Source organism: Citrobacter sp. C5_2 (assembly GCF_014596845.2).
GTDB lineage: Bacteria > Pseudomonadota > Gammaproteobacteria > Enterobacterales > Enterobacteriaceae > Citrobacter > Citrobacter werkmanii.
Genome location: NZ_CP115032.1, coordinates 1,312,663 through 1,334,941, shown reverse-complemented (window position 1 = coordinate 1,334,941; position 22,279 = coordinate 1,312,663). Strand labels below are relative to the sequence as shown.

Here is a 22,279-nt window from a genome sequence, read left to right as displayed (position 1 = left end):
ATAATGCCCGCCCGATTTGTGATGTTTTGAGAGTTTCCTGATGGCCCTGTTAATCACTAAAAAGTGTATCAATTGCGATATGTGCGAACCTGAATGCCCGAATGAGGCGATTTCGATGGGTGACAGCATTTACGAGATTAACAGCGACAAATGTACGGAATGCGTAGGCCATTACGACACGCCAACCTGCCAGAAGGTGTGCCCGATCCCCAATACTATTTTGAAAGATCCGGCACATTTAGAGAGTGAAGAGCAGTTGTGGGATAAATTCGTCCAGATGCATCACGCGGACAAAATCTAACTTTCAATAATCACCGTGGCGCAGGCGTAGTGACGCTCATCGGCCAGCGTCACATGCATATGGGCGACGCCGAGTTTTTCCGCCAGGTTTAACGCCTCTCCCCATAACCGCAGACGCGGCTTACCGAGCTCGTCGTTGAAAACCTCAAACTGGTTGAACGCCAGGCCGTTGCGAATACCCGTACCAAAGGCTTTTGCTGCCGCTTCTTTAACCGCAAAACGCTTCGCCAGAAAACGCACCGGCTGCTGATGCGTCTCCCAGATTGCCCATTCGTTGTCGCTGAGCACGCGTCTTGCCAGACGGTCACCGGAGCGGGAGATCACCGCTTCAATGCGGGCAATCTCCACGATATCCGTACCTAATCCCAAAATCGCCATTAGCCACGCGCTTCCAGCATCAGGCGTTTCATTTCTACTACCGCGTCTTTCAGACCGCTCATCACTGCGCGTCCGATAATGGCATGACCGATGTTCAGTTCGTGCATTTCCGGGATCCGCGCGATGGCTTTAACGTTGTGGTACGTCAGGCCGTGACCCGCATTCACCTTCAGGCCAAGGCTTGCGGCAAAGGTCGCCGCTTTGGCGATACGCGCCAGTTCGCTGGCCTGTTCCGCGTCAGTTTTCGCATCAGCGTAACAGCCGGTGTGAATTTCAATAAACGGCGCGCCAACTTCAGCAGCGGCTTTAATCTGTTCTTCGTCGGCATCGATGAACAGCGAAACCAGAATGCCAGCATCCGCCAGGCGTTTACAAGCGTCGCGCATTTTGTCGCGTTGACCGGCGACGTCCAGACCACCTTCGGTGGTAACTTCCTGGCGTTTTTCCGGCACCAGGCAGCAAAAATGCGGCTTCGTCTCAACGGCAATGGCCAGCATCTCTTCGGTTACCGCCATTTCCAGATTCATACGGGTATCCAGCGTCTGGCGCAGAATACGCACGTCTCTGTCGGTAATATGGCGACGGTCTTCACGCAGATGCACGGTAATGCCGTCTGCGCCCGCCTGTTCAACGATAAACGCCGCCTGAACCGGGTCCGGGTATGCGGTGCCGCGAGCATTACGTAAAGTGGCAATGTGGTCAATGTTGACGCCTAACAGTAATTCAGCCATGACAATCCTCGTTAATCATTTTTAATTTTTACTGCGCGTTTTGGCATAAATTGCCGGAACAGTTCCCGGCTTTTTAACGGCTTACCACCAAGATACGGCTTTAACGCCATGCGGGTAAAGCGTTTCGCAGCGCGAAGCGTATCAGCATCCGGAAATTCACGCGACTCAAGCGCTTTCAGATGGCGTCCGGTAAAGGTGGCATTATCAATCACGACACTTGCGATAAATCCTTTCTCTTCCCGATAGCGATAGGTCATGGTGTCATCTACCGGCTCGCCGCTACCCGCGCAGTGGGTAAAATCCACGCCATAACCCAGATGACCGAGTAAAGCCAGTTCAAAGCGACGCAAGGCAGGCTCTGGCGAACCCGTCGCGCCTGCCAGCGCCTGAATACAGTTCAGGTAGTCGAAAAAGAGTTCAGAAAAGCGGGTCTCGTATTCAAGCACGCGTGAGATAAGCTCGTTGATATACAGACCGCTGTACAACGTAATACCGCTTAGAGGGAGTGCCAGAGAGACGGCTTCGGCGCTACGCAAGGTTTTGACCTCACCACGTCCACCAAAGCGAAGCAGTAACGGCGTAAAAGGCTGGAGTGCGCCTTTAAGATTAGAACGTTTGGAACGCGCGCCTTTGGCTACAAGGCGCACGCGGCCCGATTCTTCCGTGAAGACGTCCAGCACGAGGCTGGTTTCGCTCCACGGGCGGCTATGCAGGACAAAAGCGCGTTGCCAGCCCTCCATCGGGGTTATTCTCAGAGATCGTCGCCGTAACCGAGGCTGCGCAGCGCGCGTTCGTCATCGGCCCAGCCGGATTTCACTTTCACCCACAGTTCAAGGTGAACAGGCGCTTCGAACATCTCCTGCATGTCTTTACGCGCTTCAATACCGATGGTTTTAATTTTGGCCCCTTTGTTGCCAATCACCATCTTCTTCTGCCCTTCACGTTCGACAAGGATCAGACCGTTGATATCGTAGCCGCCGCGCTCGTTAGAGATAAAACGCTCAATCTCAACGGTGACGGAATACGGCAGTTCAGCGCCCAGAAAACGCATCAGCTTTTCACGGATGATTTCAGAGGCCATAAAACGCTGAGAACGATCGGTGATGTAATCTTCCGGGAAGTGATGAATTGCTTCCGGCAGATGCTTGCGTACGATACCCGCAATGGTATCAACATTCAGACCGGTCTCGGCAGAGATCGGCACGATGTCGAGAAAGTTCATCTGGCTGGCCAGGAACTGCAGGTGCGGCAGCAGCTCGGCTTTTTCCTGAACATTGTCTACTTTGTTCACCGCCAGAATTACCGGGGCTTTACCATCACGCAGCTTGTTGAGCACCATTTCGTCGTCCGGCGTCCAGCGAGTGCCTTCCACAACGAAAATCACCAGCTCAACATCACCAATCGAGCTGCTCGCCGCCTTGTTCATCAAGCGGTTAATGGCACGTTTTTCTTCCATATGCAGGCCCGGGGTATCAACATAAATCGCCTGATACGCGCCTTCGGTATGGATGCCAACAATACGGTGACGAGTTGTCTGAGCCTTACGAGAGGTAATAGAAATCTTCTGCCCAAGCAGATTATTCAACAAGGTGGATTTGCCAACGTTCGGGCGGCCGACGATGGCAATAAATCCGCAGTAAGTTTTATCGATGCTCATTCCAGCTCCAGTTTTTTCAACGCCTGTTCGGCGGCAGCCTGCTCAGCCTTACGACGGCTCGAACCTGTGCCAACCACCGGTTCACTCAGGCCGCTGACCTGGCAGTGGATAGTAAATTCTTGATCGTGAGCTTCACCACGGACCTGCACCACCAGGTAGGACGGCAGCGGCAGGTGGCGACCCTGCAAATATTCCTGCAGGCGCGTTTTCGGATCTTTTTGTTTGTCGCCTGGGCTAATTTCATCCAGACGGGTTTGATACCAATTCAGGATCAGTTGTTCAACGGTTTGAATATCGCTGTCGAGGAAGACGCCGCCGATCAAAGCTTCAACGGTGTCCGCCAGGATCGATTCACGACGGAAACCGCCGCTTTTCAGCTCGCCTGGCCCCAAACGTAAACATTCACCGAGGTCAAACTCACGGGCTAATTCTGCCAGCGTATTACCGCGAACCAGCGTCGCGCGCATGCGGCTCATATCACCTTCATCCACACGCGGGAAACGGTGATATAACGCATTAGCGATGACAAAGCTCAAAATAGAGTCGCCTAAAAATTCTAAACGCTCGTTATGTTTGCTGCTGGCGCTACGGTGAGTTAATGCCTGCTGCAACAGCTCCTGATGATTAAAAGTGTAGCCCAGCTTCCGTTGAAGCCGATTAATTACGATGGGGTTCATGCGATACCAATAAATGAATGCGTCAACAATTCAGCACACGAAACAGACCTGATATACGCCATTCACTTAGCCATCTGGCATCGTCTGAATGCTTTTGTATACAAACCAACGCTGTTTCGTGTGCCGTGGCAACCTGTCGGTGCCAACCTAAAACTTCGGGGGAATATTCTATACACAACGACAAGGGATGTCGTTAGTCTGCGGGAATTTATCCGAGAAATAATTCACGTTGTCGCCATAATGACGACAACGTGAACGATTATTAGCAATTAATGAATACCGCCAATACGGCTTAAACGCACGCCGGTCGGCCATTCACCCTCTTGCTTGTCGAAACTCATCCAGATTGCAGTCGCTTTACCCACCAGATTCGCTTCCGGCACAAATCCCCAGTAACGGCTGTCCGCGCTATTGTCACGGTTATCACCCATCATGAAGTAGTGTCCCGGTGGGACGATCCAGGTCGCCAGCTGCTGGCCAGGCTGACGGTAGTACATCCCTACCTGATCCTGCGCGATTGGCACGGTCAGAATGCGGTGCGTTACCTCACCGAGCGTTTCTTTACGTTCGGTGAGACGAATACCGTTCTCTTTCGTTTCGTTCAACGGAACTTCAAAGAAACCGCTGGTCGCTTCCCCGCCGTTACGACGAGCAAAGGTCTGCACAAAATCACTTGGCTGAACATCGGAGTAGGTTACCGGCAGCGCATTTTCACACGCCTGACCGGAGCTGCAACCAGGCTGAATAGTCACCTCTTTCGCCACCGGATCGTACGTCACTTTGTCTCCCGGTAAACCGACAGCGCGTTTGATGTAATCCAGACGTGGATCTTCCGGGTATTTAAACACCACGATATCACCGCGTTTCGGATGGCCGGTTTCGATCAACGTTTTCTGGTAAATCGGATCTTTAATCCCGTAGGCGAATTTCTCCACCAGGATAAAGTCGCCAATCAACAGCGTCGGCATCATCGAACCTGACGGGATCTGGAACGGTTCATAAATAAACGAACGCACCACCAGCACGATAGCTAATACCGGAAAAACGGATGCGCCAGTTTCCAGCCAGCCCGGCTTAGGGGCCACTTTTTTCAGCGTTGCTTTATCCAGTGAATCACCTGCAGCAGCTTGCGCTGCTGCCTGACGCTCCCGGCGTTTTGGCGCGAAAATGAATTTATCTACGCACCATAAAATGCCCGTCACTAGTGTGGCAATCACCAGAATCAGGGCAAACATGTTCGCCATGCCAACTCCTTAAGATTATTTGCTGTCTTTACCGACATGCAGAATGGCGAGGAACGCTTCCTGCGGCAGTTCGACGTTACCGATCTGCTTCATGCGCTTTTTACCCTCTTTCTGTTTTTGCAGCAGCTTTTTCTTACGGCTGATATCGCCACCGTAGCATTTCGCCAGAACGTTTTTACGCAGTTGCTTCACCGTTGAACGCGCGATGATGTGCGTGCCGATGGCCGCCTGGATCGCGATATCAAACTGCTGGCGCGGGATCAGATCTTTCATCTTCTCGACCAGCTCACGGCCACGGCTCTGGGAGTTGTCGCGGTGAGTGATCAGCGCCAGCGCATCGACACGTTCGTTGTTGATGAGGACATCAACACGCACCATGTCAGACGCCTGGAAGCGTTTGAAGTTATAGTCCAGCGACGCATAGCCGCGGGAGGTCGACTTCAGGCGGTCGAAGAAGTCGAGTACCACTTCCGCCATCGGAATTTCATAGGTCAGCGCGACCTGGTTACCGTGATAAACCATGTTGGTCTGTACGCCACGTTTCTCGATACACAGCGTGATGACGTTACCAAGGTAAGCCTGCGGCAGCAGCATGTGACACTCGGCGATCGGCTCGCGCAGTTCGTAGATGTTGTTCAGCGGCGGCAGCTTGGACGGGCTATCGACGTAGATTGTCTCCTTCGCCGTGGTTTCCACTTCGTAAACTACGGTCGGCGCGGTAGTGATCAGATCCAGATCGTATTCACGTTCCAGACGTTCCTGAATGATCTCCATGTGCAACAGACCGAGGAAGCCACAGCGGAAGCCAAAGCCCAGCGCGGTTGAGCTTTCCGGCTCATAGAACAAGGAAGCGTCGTTCAGGCTCAGCTTGCCGAGCGCATCACGGAAGTTTTCGTAATCGTCAGAGCTGACCGGGAACAGACCGGCATAAACCTGCGGTTTCACCTTCTTGAAACCTGGCAGCGCTTTCTCTGCCGGGTTACGCGCAGACGTTAAGGTATCACCCACCGGGGCGCCAAGGATGTCTTTAATCGCACAAACCAACCAACCTACCTCGCCGCATTTCAGCTCGGTACGGTCAACCTGTTTCGGCGTGAAGATACCCAGACGGTCGGCGTTATAAACCTGACCGGTGCTCATCACTTTAATCTTGTCGCCTTTACGCATGGTGCCGTTTTTAATACGCACCAGCGAAACCACGCCCAGGTAGTTATCGAACCAGGAGTCGATGATCAGCGCCTGCAATGGGCCTTCAGGATCGCCTTCCGGCGGCGGAATGTCGCGCACCAGACGTTCCAGCACGTCGGTCACGCCCACGCCGGTTTTCGCCGAGCAGCGTACTGCGTCGGTGGCGTCGATGCCGACGATATCTTCAATTTCTTCCGCTACACGCTCAGGGTCAGCGGCTGGCAGGTCAATTTTGTTCAGTACCGGCACCACTTCCAGATCCATTTCCATGGCGGTGTAGCAGTTGGCCAGCGTTTGCGCTTCTACACCCTGCCCGGCGTCAACCACCAGCAGTGCGCCTTCACAGGCGGCAAGCGAGCGGGAAACTTCATATGAGAAGTCGACGTGGCCCGGGGTGTCGATAAAGTTAAGCTGATAGGTTTCACCATCAGATGCTTTGAAATCGAGCGTCACGCTCTGCGCTTTGATAGTAATACCGCGCTCACGCTCAAGATCCATCGAGTCGAGAACCTGCGCTTCCATTTCACGGTCAGACAGGCCACCGCAGATCTGGATAATACGGTCAGACAGCGTCGATTTACCGTGGTCGATGTGAGCTATGATTGAAAAGTTACGTATGTTCTTCATATAGAGTAATTATTGTGCCTTACGCCCGCCTGAGCAGGCTCTGAGAAGTCGCTGATCTGAGCTTAACGTCTGTTTAAGTGAAACGCCGCATTCTACACTACAACGCTGAGGCGAGGAAACGTTCATAGAGCAAGGATAGCGGGAACTGGAAACAACCTTACAAAGTCGGTGAAACTTTTGCCGGATGGCAGCATAAACGCCTTATCCGGCCTACACTTGCATCTGAAAACGCGGTAGGCCTGATAAGCGCAGCGCCATCAGGCAAAGATATCACTGCTGGGTTTCAACGCGAATAAGATCGGGCGGGAGGGCAACGTTCAGAATGACCGGCTGCCAGGCTTCACGTTCAGCAAGCTTACGGGAATATCCGCGGGCGATCAGGAATCCGCCCACGCCACCCAGTACAGCCCCGCTTAAAGCTGCCAGGTCGGAGCCAAACAGCACCTGGAACAGCGCCGCGAAAAGAAAGAGCCCCGCCAGCGGAGACATATAAACCAGCATCGCCGATCCCAACAGGCTCCTCTCGGCAATGCCCAGCTCAACTTTTTGACCAGGGGCCAATGGCTCATCGCTGGGTACCACAATAGTGTGCGTGGTCTGCGGTCCAAGTTTATTCAGCACGCGGCTCCCGCATCCGGTCCGGGAAGCACAGCTACTACATGACGCTTTCACATCACAGCTGACCGTCGCCAGACCATTTTGCCAGGAAACGACTGTCGCCCACTCTTTGATCATTGTGCGGCCCTGAACTTAATATTGTCCGCGATACGCTTCGCCGTTTGTGGCGGCAGCTCGCCCACTATCGTAATTTCCGCGTTATCACGCACGCTGGTGCTGACCGTTCTACGCCCGGTTCGCAGCAGTTGATCGGTGCTGTTTTGCGTCGCGCGGTTTACGTTCACGGAGAAACTGAACAGGCCATCCGAATAAAGGCGTGATTCAATCGGCATGTTATCCATGGTCGGCAGCGGACGTCGACTGCTGGAGACTTCACTAAAGCCTTGCGGCACCCATGATGGACTCCAGTTGAAGTTGGTTTTTTCACCCGCAGGAACCGACAGCAACGGCGGTAGATTGGCTTTCGCCAGCGTCTGCATGCTGTCGCTAACGCCGTTGTTTACGGTAAAGGCGATGACGCGGAACTGTTCCAGCGTTTCGCCATCACGATCGAGAAGATCGACACGCATCGGTAGCTTGGTTTCGGTGTCCATCCAGACGATATAGCTGTAACGGGTGCCGTCACGAGCGACAACGCGGATCACTTCACAGAGCCGATCGGCAATGCGAGTGCGGCCTACTGAAATAAAATCATAGTAGGGTGCAAGGCGTTTGAAGTCGGTATAAATCAGGGATGGCAATGAATCAACGATATAGTCGCCGTTCAGCGTGAACGGTTCGAGCCCAGGCTCGAAATAACTTATTTCATTGCCGCGTTGCACCACTTCCCGGCGCGGTCCATCCAATTGCAACAACTGTGCTAACGGACGGTTATCCTGGCGGGCATGGCGATAACGTAGGGATTCAACACCCTGTTTATTGATGCTGACAAATGACAGCTCATAGGTTAGCGACTGGCTGGCCAGATTCATCTGCTGCAACAACGCCCCGGACGCAGGATTGGCCGAGGCGTTTACAGAGAAGAACAGGCTACCAGCCACAAGTGACATGGCAAACCAAAGTTGCTTCATTACTGCGATTGCGTTCCTAAAGTTTGAATTCCTGGCACCTGCACAGCGGCTTGCTGTGTTTGCGCCTGCTCAAACTGAAGCTGTTCAGAGTGCAGTCGACGTTGCAGTTCGTAATCCTGCAACATGGCATTAATACGACGACGCTGCTCCTGTACCTGCTGTTGCTGACCGCCGCTGGCTGTCGCGTCAGAAGGTACACCCAGGCTTACCGGACTGGCTTTACCCATCATCGGTAATGTATTAAATACCGGCGTTTCGGGCTGCTGGGACGTTTCAGATTGACCGTTATAGTGCTGGACGCCAACAATAACTGCAAGTGATACACACGCGGCCACCCCCATTTGGGTAAGCTGCGCGGCCCACGGACGCATTTTCTTCCAGAATGGCATTTTCTGCCACTGGTGCGGTGCTGGCTGGGCCTCAGGAATCAATGGCGCCGTCTGACGTACTGGCTCATCCTGGATGGCAGCCATTACGCGGGCGGAAATATCGAAATGGAGAACGTCGGCGGTATCACCTCGCATGGAATCGCGAATCAGGTGATAACTCTCCCAGGTTTTTTGCATTTCCGGGTCGTGAGTCAGCTCTTTAAGCAACTCAGTATCCAGCGTTTCGCCATCCATTAAAGCGGAAAGTTTTTCTTTCTGCATGCCTAATACCTTTTCCAGTATCCCGCTATCGTCAACGCCTGATAAGCGGTTGAACTTTATTATCAATAGCTTCCCTCGCTCGGAAGATACGTGAACGCACCGTACCTACCGGACAATCCATGATAGCGGCTATCTCTTCATAGCTCAGGCCATCCAGCTCCCGCAAGGTTATTGCCATGCGTAAATCTTCCGGGAGGGACTCAATAGTTCGGAAAACTATCTGTCTCAGTTCTTCTGACAACATTAAGTTCTCAGGGTTCGAAATTTCTTTCAGTGCACCGCCACTTTCGTAGTTTTCTGCTTCAATCGCATCTATATCACTGGAAGGTGGACGACGCCCCTGAGCGACCAGGTAATTCTTCGCTGTATTGACTGCGATACGATACAGCCAGGTATAAAAAGCACTATCCCCCCGGAACGAGTCCAGCGCACGATAGGCCTTGATAAATGCTTCTTGTACTACATCGGGTACATCGCCCGACGGTACATAGCGAGAAACCAGACTCGCCACCTTATGCTGATAGCGGACTACCAGTAAGTTAAAGGCTTTCTGATCTCCCTTCTGGACCCGTTCTACCAGGACCTGGTCCGTTAACTGCTCGCTCATCCGAGGTAAAGTCTCCCCAAACCAAATTTCCACGCGCTGTCGAAACGCCACTCCATAAGCTTCACTATGAGCAAGCAAATGCTTAGAGTGCTCAAGTTTCGTAAAGTTCCGTTACGCATTTGTTTTTTGTTTGTCATGTTGTAGACAGGTCTTATCTCTCATTATAAGTCTACATAACCCGATCAACGCACTATCTGTAAGAAATGCCCATTTCACCGCTTGCAGAGTAACCCAACGGCTACTTTATTTCATCACATAATCTGATGCTAACGGCCTGCTTCACAAAATAATTTTGCTCATTTCGGCCTCGTCATACTTTTTCTTTCATGTTTAGCCATTGCAACACATTTAAAAATAAAACGTGCAGCAACGCGCGTTCTGGTGCTATTGTGAGCAAACACTGTTTAGTAAATTAAACAAATATTATGAATACAACTCCTGAATTATCCTGTGACGTGCTGATCATTGGCAGCGGAGCTGCCGGACTCTCGCTGGCGCTTCGGCTGGCTGAGAAACATCAGGTTATTGTACTGAGCAAAGGCCCTGTTAGCGAAGGCTCGACGTTTTATGCTCAGGGTGGTATTGCCGCGGTTTTCGATGAAACCGACAGTATCGACTCCCACGTTGAAGATACGCTGGTTGCCGGGGCCGGACTTTGCGATCGTCATGCGGTAGAGTTTGTCGCCAGCAATGCCCGCACCTGTGTGCAGTGGCTTATCGATCAGGGTGTGTTATTTGATACGCAGGTTCAGCCCAACGGTGAAGAGAGTTATCACCTGACCCGTGAAGGCGGTCATAGTCATCGACGCATCCTGCATGCTGCGGATGCTACCGGTAAAGAAGTCGAAACCACCCTTGTCAGCCAGGCGCAAAATCATCCTAACATACAGGTTCTGGAGCGCAGTAATGCCGTCGATCTGATTGTCTCTGATAAAATCGGCCTGCCGGGAACGCGTCGGGTTGTTGGGGCCTGGATCTGGAATCGTAATAAAGAAGCTGTCGAAACCTGCCATGCGAAGTCAGTGGTGTTAGCTACCGGCGGCGCGTCAAAAGTGTATCAGTACACTACCAATCCGGATATCTCCTCAGGGGACGGGATTGCGATGGCCTGGCGCGCGGGATGTCGTGTCGCCAATCTTGAATTTAACCAGTTTCATCCAACGGCGCTGTATCATCCGCAGGCACGCAATTTCCTGCTGACCGAGGCGCTGCGTGGCGAAGGCGCGCACCTGAAGCGCCCGGACGGCTCGCGCTTTATGCCCGATTTTGACGAGCGTGGCGAACTGGCTCCCCGCGATATCGTCGCCCGTGCCATTGACCACGAGATGAAGCGTCTGGGCGCTGACTGCATGTTCCTCGACATCAGCCATAAACCGGAAGCATTTGTTCGTCAGCATTTCCCGATGATTTATGAAAAACTGCTGGGACTGGGCATCGATTTGACCAAAGAGCCGGTCCCTATCGTCCCTGCCGCGCACTATACCTGCGGCGGCGTGATGGTTGATGACTTTGGCCGCACGGATGTCGACGGTCTGTATGCCATCGGCGAAGTGAGCTATACCGGCCTGCATGGCGCCAACCGTATGGCGTCGAACTCATTGCTTGAGTGCCTGGTTTACGGCTGGTCAGCCGCTGAAGATATCGACAGGCGAATGCCTTACGCACGCGGTGTCAACACACTTCCCGCCTGGGATGAAAGTCGTGTGGAAAATCCGGATGAGTTGGTGGTGATTCAGCATAACTGGCATGAGCTGCGCTTATTTATGTGGGACTACGTCGGGATTGTGCGTACGACTAAGCGCCTGGAGCGCGCGCTGCGCCGTATCACCATGCTGCAACAGGAAATCGACGAGTATTACGCCCATTTCCGCGTGTCGAACAATTTGCTGGAACTGCGCAACCTGGTGCAGGTTGCCGAGCTGATTGTACGCTGCGCAATGATGCGCAAAGAGAGTCGGGGCCTGCACTACACGCTGGATTATCCTGAACAACTTCCCGAGTCAGGCCCGTCCATCCTCTCGCCGCTAAGTCATCACATAAACAGATAAAACGCCTGGGTCAGCGCCGTGTAACCTTCAGAGTAACGTTGGTCTGGCCCACGGATAACCAACCTGTCGCTAAAGCACTCCCCGGCCTGCGGGGAGAATGCCAACAATACACGATGTGGTAGCCGGGCCTCAGTTTCTGCCACATCCGTACGTAAACGCAAATGCCAGCCCATACTTAATGCCTGCTGGGTAAAGGCGTTACCAATTTGTTCCGGCAGCACGACACAAAAAAAACCATCTTCTGTAATACTCCCCGCCGCCAGCGCCAGCAATGCTTCATGATCGAGCGCGGTCGTGTAACGTGCCTGCTCGCGCTGCGGCGTGGCGCATTCCACTCCCTGTTCATAATAAGGTGGATTGCTGATAATCAAATCAAAACGCACGGTCTGGCGTGGTATCCATTGCTGCGCATCTGCTGTATGAACGCTGACGCGATGCATCCACGGAGATTGCGCGATGTTCTCCTGCGCCTGCTGCGCGGCGTCAACATCAAGCTCCACGGCGTCAATGATGACATTTTCATCAGTACGCTGGGCCAGCATCAACGCCAACAAGCCGCTCCCGGTACCAATATCCAGGATCCGTTTTACGCCCGCAACGGGGGCCCAGGCCCCTAATAAAATACCGTCCGTTCCGACTTTCATCGCAGAACGATCATGCGCCACAAAAAACTGCTTAAATGTAAATCCATTACGTCTAAGTACGGATGTAGACTGGGGCATGGAGAACAACCTTCCTGGGGAAAAAAGACGATAACATAGGATAAAAACAATACCTGAGAAGCTATATCCATACAAACAGATGAAGATTGCAGCCGTAACGTCTATAATCAGCGCCCCACACAGAGGTAGAACATGACTGTAACGACTTTTTCCGAACTTGAACTCGATGAAAGCCTTCTGGATGCCCTCCAGGAAAAAGGTTTCACTCGCCCGACCGCCATTCAGGCTGCCGCCATTCCGCCTGCGCTCGATGGCCGTGATGTACTCGGTTCTGCGCCGACAGGCACCGGTAAAACGGCGGCATATTTGCTGCCAGCGTTGCAGCACCTGCTCGACTTCCCGCGCAAAAAATCTGGCCCACCGCGCATTTTAATTCTGACGCCAACGCGCGAACTGGCGATGCAGGTTGCCGACCACGCCCGTGAACTGGCGAAGAATACGCATCTGGATATCGCCACAATTACCGGCGGCGTGGCTTACATGAACCATATGGAAGTCTTTAGCGAAAACCAGGATATCGTGGTCGCCACCACCGGTCGCCTGCTGCAATACATCAAAGAAGAAAATTTCGACTGCCACGCGGTTGAAACGCTGATCCTCGATGAGGCAGACCGTATGCTGGACATGGGCTTTGCCCAGGACATCGAACATATCGCCGGTGAAACCCGCTGGCGTAAGCAGACGATGTTATTCTCTGCCACGCTGGAAGGCGACGCGATTAAAGATTTTGCCGAGCGCCTGCTGGAGGATCCGGTTGAGGTTTCGGCGGATCCATCGACCCGCGAACGCAAGAAGATCCATCAATTTTACTACCGTGCCGATGACATTGAGCACAAAACGGCTCTGCTGATCCATCTGTTAAAACAGCCGGAAGCGACCCGTTCGATTGTTTTTGTACGTAAGCGTGAGCGTGTGCACGAGCTGGCAGGCTGGCTGCGCCAGGCTGGCATTAATAACTGCTATCTCGAAGGCGAGATGGTACAGATCAAGCGTAACGAAGCGATCAAACGCCTGACCGATGGTCGTGTGAATGTACTGGTTGCGACCGATGTTGCCGCTCGCGGGATCGACATTCCTGATGTTAGCCACGTGTTTAACTACGACATGCCGCGCAGTGGTGATGCCTATCTACACCGCATTGGCCGTACCGGCCGCGCTGGCCGTAAAGGTACCGCGATTTCTCTGGTTGAAGCGCACGACCACCTGCTGCTTGGCAAAGCGAGCCGCTATATCGACGAACCGCTGAAGGCGCGCGTTATTGACGAACTGCGTCCGACAACTCGCGCGCCAAGTGAGAAATCTAACGGCAAGCCGTCCAAAAAAGTGCTGGCAAAGCGCGCCGAGCAAAAAGCCAAAGAAAAAGAGAAACCGCGCGTGAAGAAACGTCACCGCGACGCCAAAAATATCGGCAAACGTCGTAAGCCGAGCGGAACGGCTCCCCAGCAGTCCGACAAAGAGTAAAACCGTATGCCGGGCCGTTTAGCCCGGCATTTTTTCATGCGTCGCAAAGCTCTCTTCAATACACTCAATAAACACCCGCATCGCCGGGCTAACGACTTTTCCAGCATGGTAACCGCACAATGCCGTAATTAACTCCGGCTGTTCGCTGAACGGTAACTCAACCAATTCCCCTGAACGGAGCTCCTTCTCAACGGCAAAACGCGGCAAAAAACTGACGCCAAGATTTGCCGATACGCAGTGCTTGATGCTCTCAATACTCCACAACTCAATCGTATTTTCCAGCGTAATATGACGCTTACGCAGTAGCCCTTCGAAGCGTTGTCTGAAAATACATTGCGGTTCATTAATGATAAAGCTGCAGGGAATGTGCTGGTGATGCCGGGTGAAATCAACGTGCTGCAGCAGAGGCGACGCAACCAGCACCAGTGACTGATCGCCCAGCGGTATCATCTCAAGTGCATCATCATTACCAACACGATAAAACACGCCCAGATCAACCTCATCACCGAGCAACGCATCGCGAATGACATAGCAGTTGAGCGACTGTAAGGACAACCGCACATGAGGCGCGCGTTGTTTAAATCGCTGTAGAACCTGCGGCATTTTATACGCCAGCAGCGTTTCGCCGGTCGCAACGCGTAGATCGCCGCTCGGCTGCGCATCCTGCTGCGCTGACTGACGAATCGATGCCATCACGCGGGTCAGGTCGTGTATATGCGGCATCAACCGTTTGCCCTCACTGGTGAGACACATTCTGCGGCCAATTTTTTCGAACAGCTGCACCGAAAGCTCTTGCTCAAGCTGTTGAATATGAAACGTCACGGTCGATTGCGTACAACAAAGCTTTTGTGACGCCCGCAGGAACGACCCCTCTTCCACCACCGTTTTTAACGTAATAAACCGACGTAAATCCATCCGCACCAACCCATCGAAAATATCGAACTCAGAATGCGAAAACATTCATTTTTTTAAATGTTTTGACTCGAGTACTGTCTACCAAAACAGAGGAGATAACAAGTGACCCCCATACTTTTAAGTGCATTCTGGACCTATACATTGATTACCGCGCTAACCCCCGGCCCAAATAACATCCTTGCGCTCAGTGCTGCGACGTCACACGGTTTTCGCCAGAGCACGCGCGTGCTTGCCGGGATGAGTCTGGGCTTTTTAATCGTCATGCTGATATGCGCCGGGATTTCGTTTTCGCTTGCGGCGATGGATCCGGCCATCATCCACTGGCTCAGTTGGGCAGGCGCGGCATATATCTTGTGGCTGGCATTGAAAATCGCCACCAGCCCGGCGGCAAACGATAATTTGCAGTCCGAACCGATCGGCTTCTGGGCGAGTTTTGGCTTGCAGTTTGTTAACGTCAAAATCATTTTGTACGGCATTACCGCGTTATCCACGTTCGTACTGCCCTATACGCAGGATGCACACTGGCTGATTGGGGTGAGTATTCTGCTGGCGCTGATCGGCACCTTTGGTAATGCATGTTGGGCACTAGCAGGCCATCTTTTTCAGCGCCTCTTTCGCCGTTACGGCCGACAGTTGAATATCATTCTGGCGCTGCTGTTAGTGTATTGCGCAGTACGAATTTTTTACTAACGGATATAAAAAAGCGGAAGACGCGCTGGCATCTTCCGCTTTTGATTCTCTGCTAAACGGGGTTATTCCCCGCGAGCCTTACAGGCTCTCAGTAAAGGTACGAGCAATAACGTCGCGCTGCTGTTCTGGGGTCAGAGAGTTGAAACGTACCGCATAACCAGAAACACGGATGGTCAGCTGCGGATATTTTTCCGGATGCTTAACCGCATCTTCCAGCGTTTCGCGACGCAGAACGTTCACGTTCAGGTGCTGACCACCTTCCACGCGAACTTCCGGCTGTACGTCTACCGGCACTTCACGGTATTCGATTTCACCCAGTTTGCTGACGGCAACGACGTCATCCGCATTGAAACCTGCTTTCGCAACGATGCAGCGTGCTTCGCCTTTTTCGCTGTCCAGCAGCCAGAAAGAGTTCAGCAGGTCGTCGTTTGCAGCTTTAGTAATCTGGATACCTGTAATCATTTGATGCCTCCCCGGCAAAATTATTTGATCTCGGTTGGCCGTCATCCGGCCAATTGGTAAAACCATTGTTGCTTGAGTGTATATATACCCCTCACACACCCTTGAATCTTTGATTTAAATCAATAAAAACCACACATGAAAAGTGGTGATAGGTGGATTTTATTGTTTTACATCAACTTACGCCACGTACACAGCTAAACTTTTTACATAAATTTTCAACTATCTTTAAGGCCCATGCCGTTGAGAAACGTACAGAATTTTGCGACGTGGTAAGAAGCAGTTAAGCTAGAGGGATTGAAAATTCGCAGGAGAGCGAGATGGCCACCGAATTAACCTGGCACGATGTGCTGGCAGATGAGAAACAGCAGCCTTATTTTGTTAACACGCTACATACTGTCGCTGGCGAGCGTCAGTCGGGTATGACAATTTACCCGCCGCAAAAAGATGTGTTTAACGCTTTTCGCTTTACCGAACTTGGCGACGTGAAAGTCGTCATCCTGGGGCAGGATCCTTACCACGGTCCAGGCCAGGCACACGGTCTCGCGTTCTCTGTTCGTCCGGGTATTGCCACTCCCCCCTCGCTGCTGAACATGTACAAAGAGCTGGAAGCGACGATTCCTGGCTTCACGCGCCCGACGCACGGTTATCTGGAAAGCTGGGCACGTCAGGGGGTATTGTTACTGAATACCGTACTCACCGTCCGCGCCGGTCAGGCACATTCGCACGCCAGCCTGGGGTGGGAAACCTTCACCGATAAAGTCATCAGCTTGATTAATCAGCATCGCGAAGGCGTCGTATTCCTGCTCTGGGGTTCACACGCACAAAAGAAAGGCGCGATTATTGATACCCAACGTCACCATGTGTTGAAAGCGCCGCACCCGTCACCGCTCTCCGCGCATCGTGGTTTCTTTGGCTGCAATCACTTTGTACTGGCTAATGAATGGCTGGAACAACGAGGTGAAAAACCGATTGACTGGATGCCGGTGTTACCTGCAGAAAGTGAGTAAAAAAATGCCAGCGATTCGCTGGCATTTTTATTATCAGGCTTTGTTCTGACGCCACCACTCCGCGAGCAGTACGCCGGTTGCCACAGATACGTTGAGCGTTTCAACGTTACCCGTACCGTCAATCGCCACGCACAGGTCGTCGGCTGAGCATGCCGCTTCCGGCAGCGCTTCACGCTCACGCCCTAATACCAGCACCATTTTTTCCGGCAGCGTGGTAGTAAACAACGGTTTGCCTTTCACGCTTGAGGTCATCACTACCGTGTAACCTGCCTTACGGAAGTCGTCCAGCACATCGACAATGCTGTCACCGGTGATCGGCTGAACATGCTCTGCGCCACCTTCAGCGGTACGGATTGCCGCACCTGATTCCAGCAGCGCCGCGTCCTGTACCACCACGCCTTTCACACCAAAGTGGGCGCAGCTACGCATCATTCCGCCCAGGTTGTGCGGGTTAGCGATGTCTTCCAGAGCCAGTACGCAATCCTGCGCCCCAGCCTGACCCACCCACTGCTTAACAGTGGTACCGTTACGTTTTTTGATCAGGAAACAAACACCGCCATGGTGCTCAGTACCGGAGGCTTTCGCCAGCTCAGCTTCATCAACCACATGGTAGGCTTTACGGTTTGCCGCCATCCAGCGTAATGCTTCTTTAAAGCGCGGGGTGACGCTCTGCACGAACCAGGCGCGAACAATAGCGTCCGGACGACTCTGGAACAGAGCCTGACAGGCATTTTCACCGTAAACTCGGGTTTCTTCCGCGCGCTGACGACGTAAGACTTCAGGATCGATAAAACTCTTGCCGCTAATGCCACCATGATCGGCTTTATCCTCAGCATCATCATTCGGTGCGCGGGACACGGTACGCCATGGTGAATCTTCACGTCGGCGATCGCGTTCTGCATCGCGGTCACGACCACGTTCACGGCCGCGTTCGCTGTTCGGACCCTTTCTGTCATCACGGGCAGGGCGACGACCGCCTTCGGCTCGGGAAGTACCGGGGCGTCCGCCGCCTTTACCAGTACGTGGATTTTGGGTGCGTTTATCCGAGTCATCGTCACTGCGGACGTACATCACTTTGACCTTGCCGTTTTTGTTCTTCAGTTCGTCGCTCATGTTTTTCTCCACCTGCTCTGCGCGAAGCGCGCAGATTACCCGATGTGCACGTCGTTAGCCATTATTTCATTTAAAAGCTAAGGACTATTGTACTCATTGAATAAAACGCATTGTTGTTTAGAACAGACTCCCCGATAATATGTAACATAATAGAAACATACTGGCGTCACTGCCATGAAGTCCACACTACTCATCCAGAGGTTAGTTATGAATACCGTTTGTACCAGCTGCCAGGCTATCAACCGCATTCCCGACGATCGTGTCCAGGAAGCGGCTAAATGCGGACGCTGTGGTCACGACCTGTTCGATGGGGAGGTGATCAATGCGACCGGTGAAACACTGGATAAACTGTTAAAAGACGATCTCCCGGTGGTGGTTGATTTTTGGGCCCCCTGGTGCGGACCATGCCGTAACTTTGCCCCAATTTTTGAAGATGTCGCGGAAGAGCGTAGCGGTAAAGTGCGTTTTGTTAAAGTGAATACAGAAGCCGAACGTGAGCTCAGCGCCCGCTTCGGCATCCGCAGTATTCCGACCATCATGATCTTCAGAAAAGGTGAAATCGTCGATATGCTTAATGGCGCCGTACCTAAGGCTCCGTTTGATAGCTGGCTTAACGAATCATTATAATCTCTACGGGGCGCATCTTGTGCCCCGTTTTCACCTCTGCGACAATAGCGTTTTTCAACGTGTTCCCCCATGACCGATAACGCAGTTCTTCAGTTACGCGCTGAGCGCCTCGCGCGCGCCACGCGTCCTTTCCTCGCCCGAGGTAACCGTATTCGTCGCTGCCAGCGCTGCCTGCTGCCGCTAAAGCTCTGCTTATGCGCAACATTAGTACCGTCTGAGGCCAAAAGCCGTTTTTGTCTGGTCATGTTTGATACCGAGCCGATGAAGCCCAGTAACACGGGACGTTTAATCGCCGATATTTTGCCCGATACCGCGGCTTTTCAGTGGTCACGCACCGAACCGCCGCAGGCGCTGCTTGAACTGGTGAAAAATCCTGATTACCAGCCGATGGTGGTATTCCCGGCTTCCTATGCGGGCGAAGAGCGCAAAGTGATTTTCACGCCGCCGACCGGCAAACCGCCGTTGTTTATTATGCTCGATGGCACCTGGCCGGAAGCGCGTAAAATGTTCCGCAAAAGCCCGTACCTCGACAACCTGCCGGTGATCTCCGTTGATTTATCGCGCCTTTCTGCTTATCACCTGCGTGGTATTCACGCCGAAGGGCAATACTGTACTGCCGAAGTCGCCATCGCTTTGCTGGATCTGGCTGGCGATACGCAAGCTGCGGAAGGGTTAAGCGATCACTTCACTCGCTTTAAAACCCGTTACCTGGCAGGAAAAACTCAACATCAGGGAAGCGTCACAGCAGACTCGACAGAAAGCGTTTAAAATCATTCGGTCACTGGTGTCATTAAGGAAGCCGATATGAGTCAACGTGGTCTGGAAGCACTACTGCGACCGAAATCCATTGCGGTGATTGGGGCGTCGATGAAGCCTAACCGCGCGGGTTACCTGATGATGCGTAATCTGCTTGCCGGCGGTTTCAATGGGCCAGTTCTACCGGTGACGCCCGCCTGGAAAGCGGTATTAGGCGTACTGGCCTGGCCCAATATCAGCAGCCTGCCTTTTAGCCCCGACCTCGCCGTGTTGTGCACCAATGCCAGCCGTAACCTGGCATTGCTCGAAGCGCTTGGCGAGAAAGGCTGTAAAACCTGCATTATTCTTTCGGCTCCCGCGGCCCAGCATGCAGAACTGCTGGCCTGCGCCTCACGCTATAAAATACGCCTGCTGGGTCCCAACAGTCTGGGACTTCTCGCCCCCTGGCAGGGACTTAACGCCAGCTTTTCCCCCGTCCCGATTAAGCGCGGCAAGCTGGCTTTTATCTCTCAATCCGCCGCCGTATCCAATACCATACTCGACTGGGCGCAGCAGAGAGAAATGGGCTTTTCTTACTTTATCGCGTTGGGTGATAGCCTGGATATCGACGTTGATGAGTTGCTGGATTACCTGGCGCGCGACAGTAAAACCAGCGCAATATTGCTCTATCTCGAACATTTGAGCGATGCCCGGCGCTTTGTCTCTGCCGCCCGTAGCGCCGCGCGCAATAAACCCATTCTGGTGATTAAGAGTGGCCGCAGCCCGGCAGCGCAGCGTTTACTGCATACCAGCGCCGGGATGGACCCAGCCTGGGATGCGGCTATTCAGCGCGCCGGTTTATTACGCGTGCAAGATACTCACGAGCTGTTCTCGGCGGTCGAAACCCTGAGTCACATGCGCCCGCTGCGTGGTGACAGACTAATGATCATCAGTAACGGCGCCGCGCCTGCCGCACTGGCATTGGATGAGCTATGGTCGAAGAATGGCAAACTCGCCACGCTGAGTGAAGATACCTGCCAGAAATTACGCGATGCGCTACCAGCCCATGTTGATATCGGCAACCCGCTGGATCTTCGTGACGACGCCAGTAGCGAACACTATGTAAAAACGCTGGATATTTTGCTCGCCAGCCAGGACTTCGACGCGCTGATGGTGATTCATTCGCCCAGCGCCGCCGCCCCCGGGACCGAAAGCGCACAAGCGTTGATTGAAGCAGTAAAGCAGCATCCTCGAGGGAAATTTATCTCCTTACTAACCAACTGGTGCGGGGAGTTTTCTTCCCAGGAAGCCCGTAGGCTATTTAGCGAAGCAGGGGTGCCCACCTACCGTACACCGGAAGGAACCATCACCGCATTTATGCATATGGTTGAGTATCGGCGTAACCAGAAGCAACTGCGAGAAACGCCTGCGCTACCGGACTACCTGACCACGAACACCGCCGAGGCGCATAATCTTTTACAGCAGGCGATTGCCGAAGGGGCCACATCGCTGGATACCCATGAAGTGCAGCCGATTTTACAAGCTTATGGCTTACACACGCTCCCGACCTGGATCGCCAGCGACAGCGCGGAAGCTGTGCATATCGCAGAGCAGATCGGCTATCCGGTGGCGCTCAAGCTGCGTTCCCCTGATATCCCGCATAAATCGGAAGTTCAGGGGGTAATGCTCTACCTGCGTACGGCAACAGAGGTACAGCAGGCCGCGAATGCGATTTTTGATCGGGTGAAAATGGCCTGGCCGCAGGCGCGCATCCACGGTTTATTAGTGCAAAGCATGGCGAATCGCGCTGGCGCTCAGGAGCTTCGCGTCGTCGTTGAACACGATCCGGTATTTGGCCCGCTGATTATGCTGGGTGAAGGTGGGGTTGAGTGGCGACCAGAAGAGCAAGCCGTGGTGGCATTGCCGCCATTGAACATGAATCTGGCGCGTTATCTGGTGATCCAGGGGATCAAAAATAAGAAGATCCGCGCTCGTAGCGCACTACGCCCACTGGATATCGCCGGACTAAGCCAGCTTCTGGTGCAGGTATCCAACCTGATCGTCGATTGTCCGGAAATTCAGCGTCTGGATATCCATCCGCTGCTGGCCTCCGCCGGTGAATTTACCGCGCTGGACGTCACGCTGGACATTGCCCCTTTCACGGGCGATAACGAAAGTAGATTGGCTGTACGCCCCTACCCTCATCAGCTTGAAGAGTGGGTTGAGTTGAAGAACGGCGAGCGCTGCCTGTTCCGCCCCATTTTGCCAGAGGACGAACCTCATCTGCAGCAGTTCATTTCTCAGGTAACCAAAGAAGATCTTTATTATCGCTATTTTAGTGAGATCAACGAATTTACCCATGAAGATTTAGCCAATATGACACAGATCGACTACGATCGTGAAATGGCCTTTGTCGCTGTGCGTTGTAGAGATAATCATGAAGAGATCCTCGGCGTGACGCGAGCTATCTCGGATCCTGATAACGTAGATGCCGAGTTTGCCGTCCTGGTTCGTTCTGATCTCAAAGGACTTGGACTGGGTCGCCGATTGATGGAAAAATTAATTGCCTATACCCGAGATCACGGACTTAGACGCTTGAATGGTATTACGATGCCAAACAATCGCGGTATGGTCGCCCTGGCCCGGAAACTCGGGTTCGTTGTTGACGTCCAACTCGAAGAGGGGATTGTTGGGCTAACGCTTAATCTGGCCCAATTTGAGGAATCGTGAGTAAGGTACTGGAAATGTTGAC

At 53.0% G+C, this 22,279-nt stretch carries 23 protein-coding genes and 1 pseudogene; 8 read left to right on the top strand and 16 right to left on the bottom strand.

The genetic code is table 11. The features are described 5' to 3' along the window. The first annotated feature begins 40 nt into the window (after positions 1–40). On the top strand, positions 41–301 hold the full coding sequence (locus tag ICA20_RS06545; RefSeq protein ID WP_038642696.1) for a YfhL family 4Fe-4S dicluster ferredoxin: 261 nt from the start codon (positions 41–43) through the stop codon (positions 299–301). On the opposite strand, the gene acpS is transcribed toward ICA20_RS06545, so the two are convergent. The 12 genes and pseudogenes from acpS to rseD all read right to left on the bottom strand — a co-directional run bounded on the left by acpS (position 298) and on the right by rseD (position 9,909). Further along, complete coding sequence (acpS, locus tag ICA20_RS06540; RefSeq protein ID WP_038642698.1) at positions 298–678, bottom strand: holo-ACP synthase; 381 nt, start codon at positions 676–678, stop codon at positions 298–300. The two genes, ICA20_RS06545 and acpS, sit on opposite strands and share 4 nt — an antisense overlap. Beyond that, complete coding sequence (pdxJ, locus tag ICA20_RS06535; protein WP_003838383.1) at positions 678–1,409, bottom strand: pyridoxine 5'-phosphate synthase; 732 nt, start codon at positions 1,407–1,409, stop codon at positions 678–680. Before pdxJ ends, acpS begins: the two co-directional genes overlap by 1 nt. A gap of 11 nt (positions 1,410–1,420) precedes the next feature. Continuing rightward, positions 1,421–2,149 carry a DNA repair protein RecO gene (recO, locus tag ICA20_RS06530; protein ID WP_038642700.1) on the bottom strand — a complete coding sequence of 243 codons (729 nt, stop codon included), beginning with the start codon at positions 2,147–2,149 and terminating at the stop codon, positions 1,421–1,423. Positions 2,150–2,160: 11 nt separating this feature from the next. Continuing rightward, positions 2,161–3,066, bottom strand: a complete 906-nt coding sequence (gene era / locus ICA20_RS06525; RefSeq protein WP_038642702.1) for a GTPase Era — start codon at positions 3,064–3,066, stop codon at positions 2,161–2,163. After that, on the bottom strand, positions 3,063–3,743 hold the full coding sequence (gene rnc / locus ICA20_RS06520) for a ribonuclease III (protein WP_003037579.1): 681 nt from the start codon (positions 3,741–3,743) through the stop codon (positions 3,063–3,065). The genes era and rnc overlap by 4 nt, the downstream gene beginning before the upstream one ends. Before the next feature lie 269 nt (positions 3,744–4,012). Further along, positions 4,013–4,987 (bottom strand): signal peptidase I, encoded by a 975-nt coding sequence (lepB, locus tag ICA20_RS06515; RefSeq protein ID WP_038642704.1) that lies wholly within the window; start codon positions 4,985–4,987, stop codon positions 4,013–4,015. A 15-nt stretch (positions 4,988–5,002) separates the two neighbouring features. Further along, a complete protein-coding gene (gene lepA, locus ICA20_RS06510) occupies positions 5,003–6,802 on the bottom strand; it encodes a translation elongation factor 4 (RefSeq protein ID WP_038642706.1) in 1,800 nt (599 codons plus the stop codon). Between the two features lie 270 nt (positions 6,803–7,072). Next, on the bottom strand, positions 7,073–7,537 hold the full coding sequence (rseC, locus tag ICA20_RS06505) for a SoxR-reducing system protein RseC (protein WP_038642708.1): 465 nt from the start codon (positions 7,535–7,537) through the stop codon (positions 7,073–7,075). After that, entirely contained in the window at positions 7,534–8,490 is a 957-nt protein-coding gene (rseB, locus tag ICA20_RS06500; RefSeq protein ID WP_038642710.1) for a sigma-E factor regulatory protein RseB, read from the bottom strand. Before rseB ends, rseC begins: the two co-directional genes overlap by 4 nt. Beyond that, on the bottom strand, positions 8,490–9,140 hold the full coding sequence (gene rseA / locus ICA20_RS06495; protein WP_008785497.1) for an anti-sigma-E factor RseA: 651 nt from the start codon (positions 9,138–9,140) through the stop codon (positions 8,490–8,492). Before rseA ends, rseB begins: the two co-directional genes overlap by 1 nt. Positions 9,141–9,171: 31 nt before the next feature. Then, positions 9,172–9,747, bottom strand: coding sequence for an RNA polymerase sigma factor RpoE (rpoE, locus tag ICA20_RS06490; RefSeq protein ID WP_003037573.1), 576 nt, complete (start codon positions 9,745–9,747; stop codon positions 9,172–9,174). Next, positions 9,744–9,909: pseudogene (rseD, locus tag ICA20_RS06485) on the bottom strand (rpoE leader peptide RseD). The gene rpoE and the pseudogene rseD overlap by 4 nt, the downstream one beginning before the upstream one ends. A 263-nt stretch (positions 9,910–10,172) precedes the next feature. Between rseD and nadB the strand changes: the two are divergent. Then, on the top strand, positions 10,173–11,795 hold the full coding sequence (nadB, locus tag ICA20_RS06480) for an L-aspartate oxidase (RefSeq protein ID WP_038642714.1): 1,623 nt from the start codon (positions 10,173–10,175) through the stop codon (positions 11,793–11,795). On the opposite strand, the gene trmN is transcribed toward nadB, so the two are convergent. Continuing rightward, positions 11,780–12,517, bottom strand: a complete 738-nt coding sequence (trmN, locus tag ICA20_RS06475; protein WP_038642716.1) for a tRNA(1)(Val) (adenine(37)-N(6))-methyltransferase TrmN — start codon at positions 12,515–12,517, stop codon at positions 11,780–11,782. The two genes, nadB and trmN, sit on opposite strands and share 16 nt — an antisense overlap. A gap of 132 nt (positions 12,518–12,649) precedes the next feature. On the opposite strand from trmN, the gene srmB reads away from it, so the two are divergent. Then, positions 12,650–13,978, top strand: coding sequence for an ATP-dependent RNA helicase SrmB (srmB, locus tag ICA20_RS06470; protein WP_038642718.1), 1,329 nt, complete (start codon positions 12,650–12,652; stop codon positions 13,976–13,978). Positions 13,979–13,996: 18 nt separating this feature from the next. On the opposite strand, the gene ICA20_RS06465 is transcribed toward srmB, so the two are convergent. Continuing rightward, positions 13,997–14,893 (bottom strand): LysR family transcriptional regulator, encoded by an 897-nt coding sequence (locus ICA20_RS06465; RefSeq protein ID WP_114140338.1) that lies wholly within the window; start codon positions 14,891–14,893, stop codon positions 13,997–13,999. Between the two features lie 102 nt (positions 14,894–14,995). Between ICA20_RS06465 and eamB the strand changes: the two genes are divergently transcribed. Then, the gene (gene eamB / locus ICA20_RS06460; protein ID WP_038642722.1) at positions 14,996–15,583 is read left to right on the top strand and encodes a cysteine/O-acetylserine transporter; all 588 of its coding nucleotides are present in this window, start codon (positions 14,996–14,998) and stop codon (positions 15,581–15,583) included. Between the two features lie 78 nt (positions 15,584–15,661). Here eamB and grcA read toward each other — a convergent pair whose 3' ends face one another. Next, positions 15,662–16,045 (bottom strand): autonomous glycyl radical cofactor GrcA, encoded by a 384-nt coding sequence (gene grcA / locus ICA20_RS06455; protein ID WP_005121223.1) that lies wholly within the window; start codon positions 16,043–16,045, stop codon positions 15,662–15,664. Between the two features lie 317 nt (positions 16,046–16,362). On the opposite strand from grcA, the gene ung reads away from it, so the two are divergent. Beyond that, positions 16,363–17,052 (top strand): uracil-DNA glycosylase, encoded by a 690-nt coding sequence (gene ung / locus ICA20_RS06450; protein WP_038642724.1) that lies wholly within the window; start codon positions 16,363–16,365, stop codon positions 17,050–17,052. 33 nt (positions 17,053–17,085) lie between these two features. Here ung and ICA20_RS06445 read toward each other — a convergent pair whose 3' ends face one another. Continuing rightward, positions 17,086–18,165, bottom strand: coding sequence for a tRNA/rRNA methyltransferase (locus tag ICA20_RS06445; protein WP_038642726.1), 1,080 nt, complete (start codon positions 18,163–18,165; stop codon positions 17,086–17,088). A 207-nt stretch (positions 18,166–18,372) separates the two neighbouring features. On the opposite strand from ICA20_RS06445, the gene trxC reads away from it, so the two are divergent. The 3 genes from trxC to pat all read left to right on the top strand — a co-directional run bounded on the left by trxC (position 18,373) and on the right by pat (position 22,257). Continuing rightward, positions 18,373–18,792 carry a thioredoxin TrxC gene (gene trxC, locus ICA20_RS06440; protein WP_003037559.1) on the top strand — a complete coding sequence of 140 codons (420 nt, stop codon included), beginning with the start codon at positions 18,373–18,375 and terminating at the stop codon, positions 18,790–18,792. Between the two features lie 69 nt (positions 18,793–18,861). Further along, positions 18,862–19,560 (top strand): tRNA-uridine aminocarboxypropyltransferase, encoded by a 699-nt coding sequence (tapT, locus tag ICA20_RS06435; protein ID WP_038642728.1) that lies wholly within the window; start codon positions 18,862–18,864, stop codon positions 19,558–19,560. A 36-nt stretch (positions 19,561–19,596) separates the two neighbouring features. Further along, the gene (pat, locus tag ICA20_RS06430) at positions 19,597–22,257 is read left to right on the top strand and encodes a protein lysine acetyltransferase (protein WP_038642730.1); all 2,661 of its coding nucleotides are present in this window, start codon (positions 19,597–19,599) and stop codon (positions 22,255–22,257) included. The last annotated feature ends 22 nt before the right edge of the window (positions 22,258–22,279 follow it).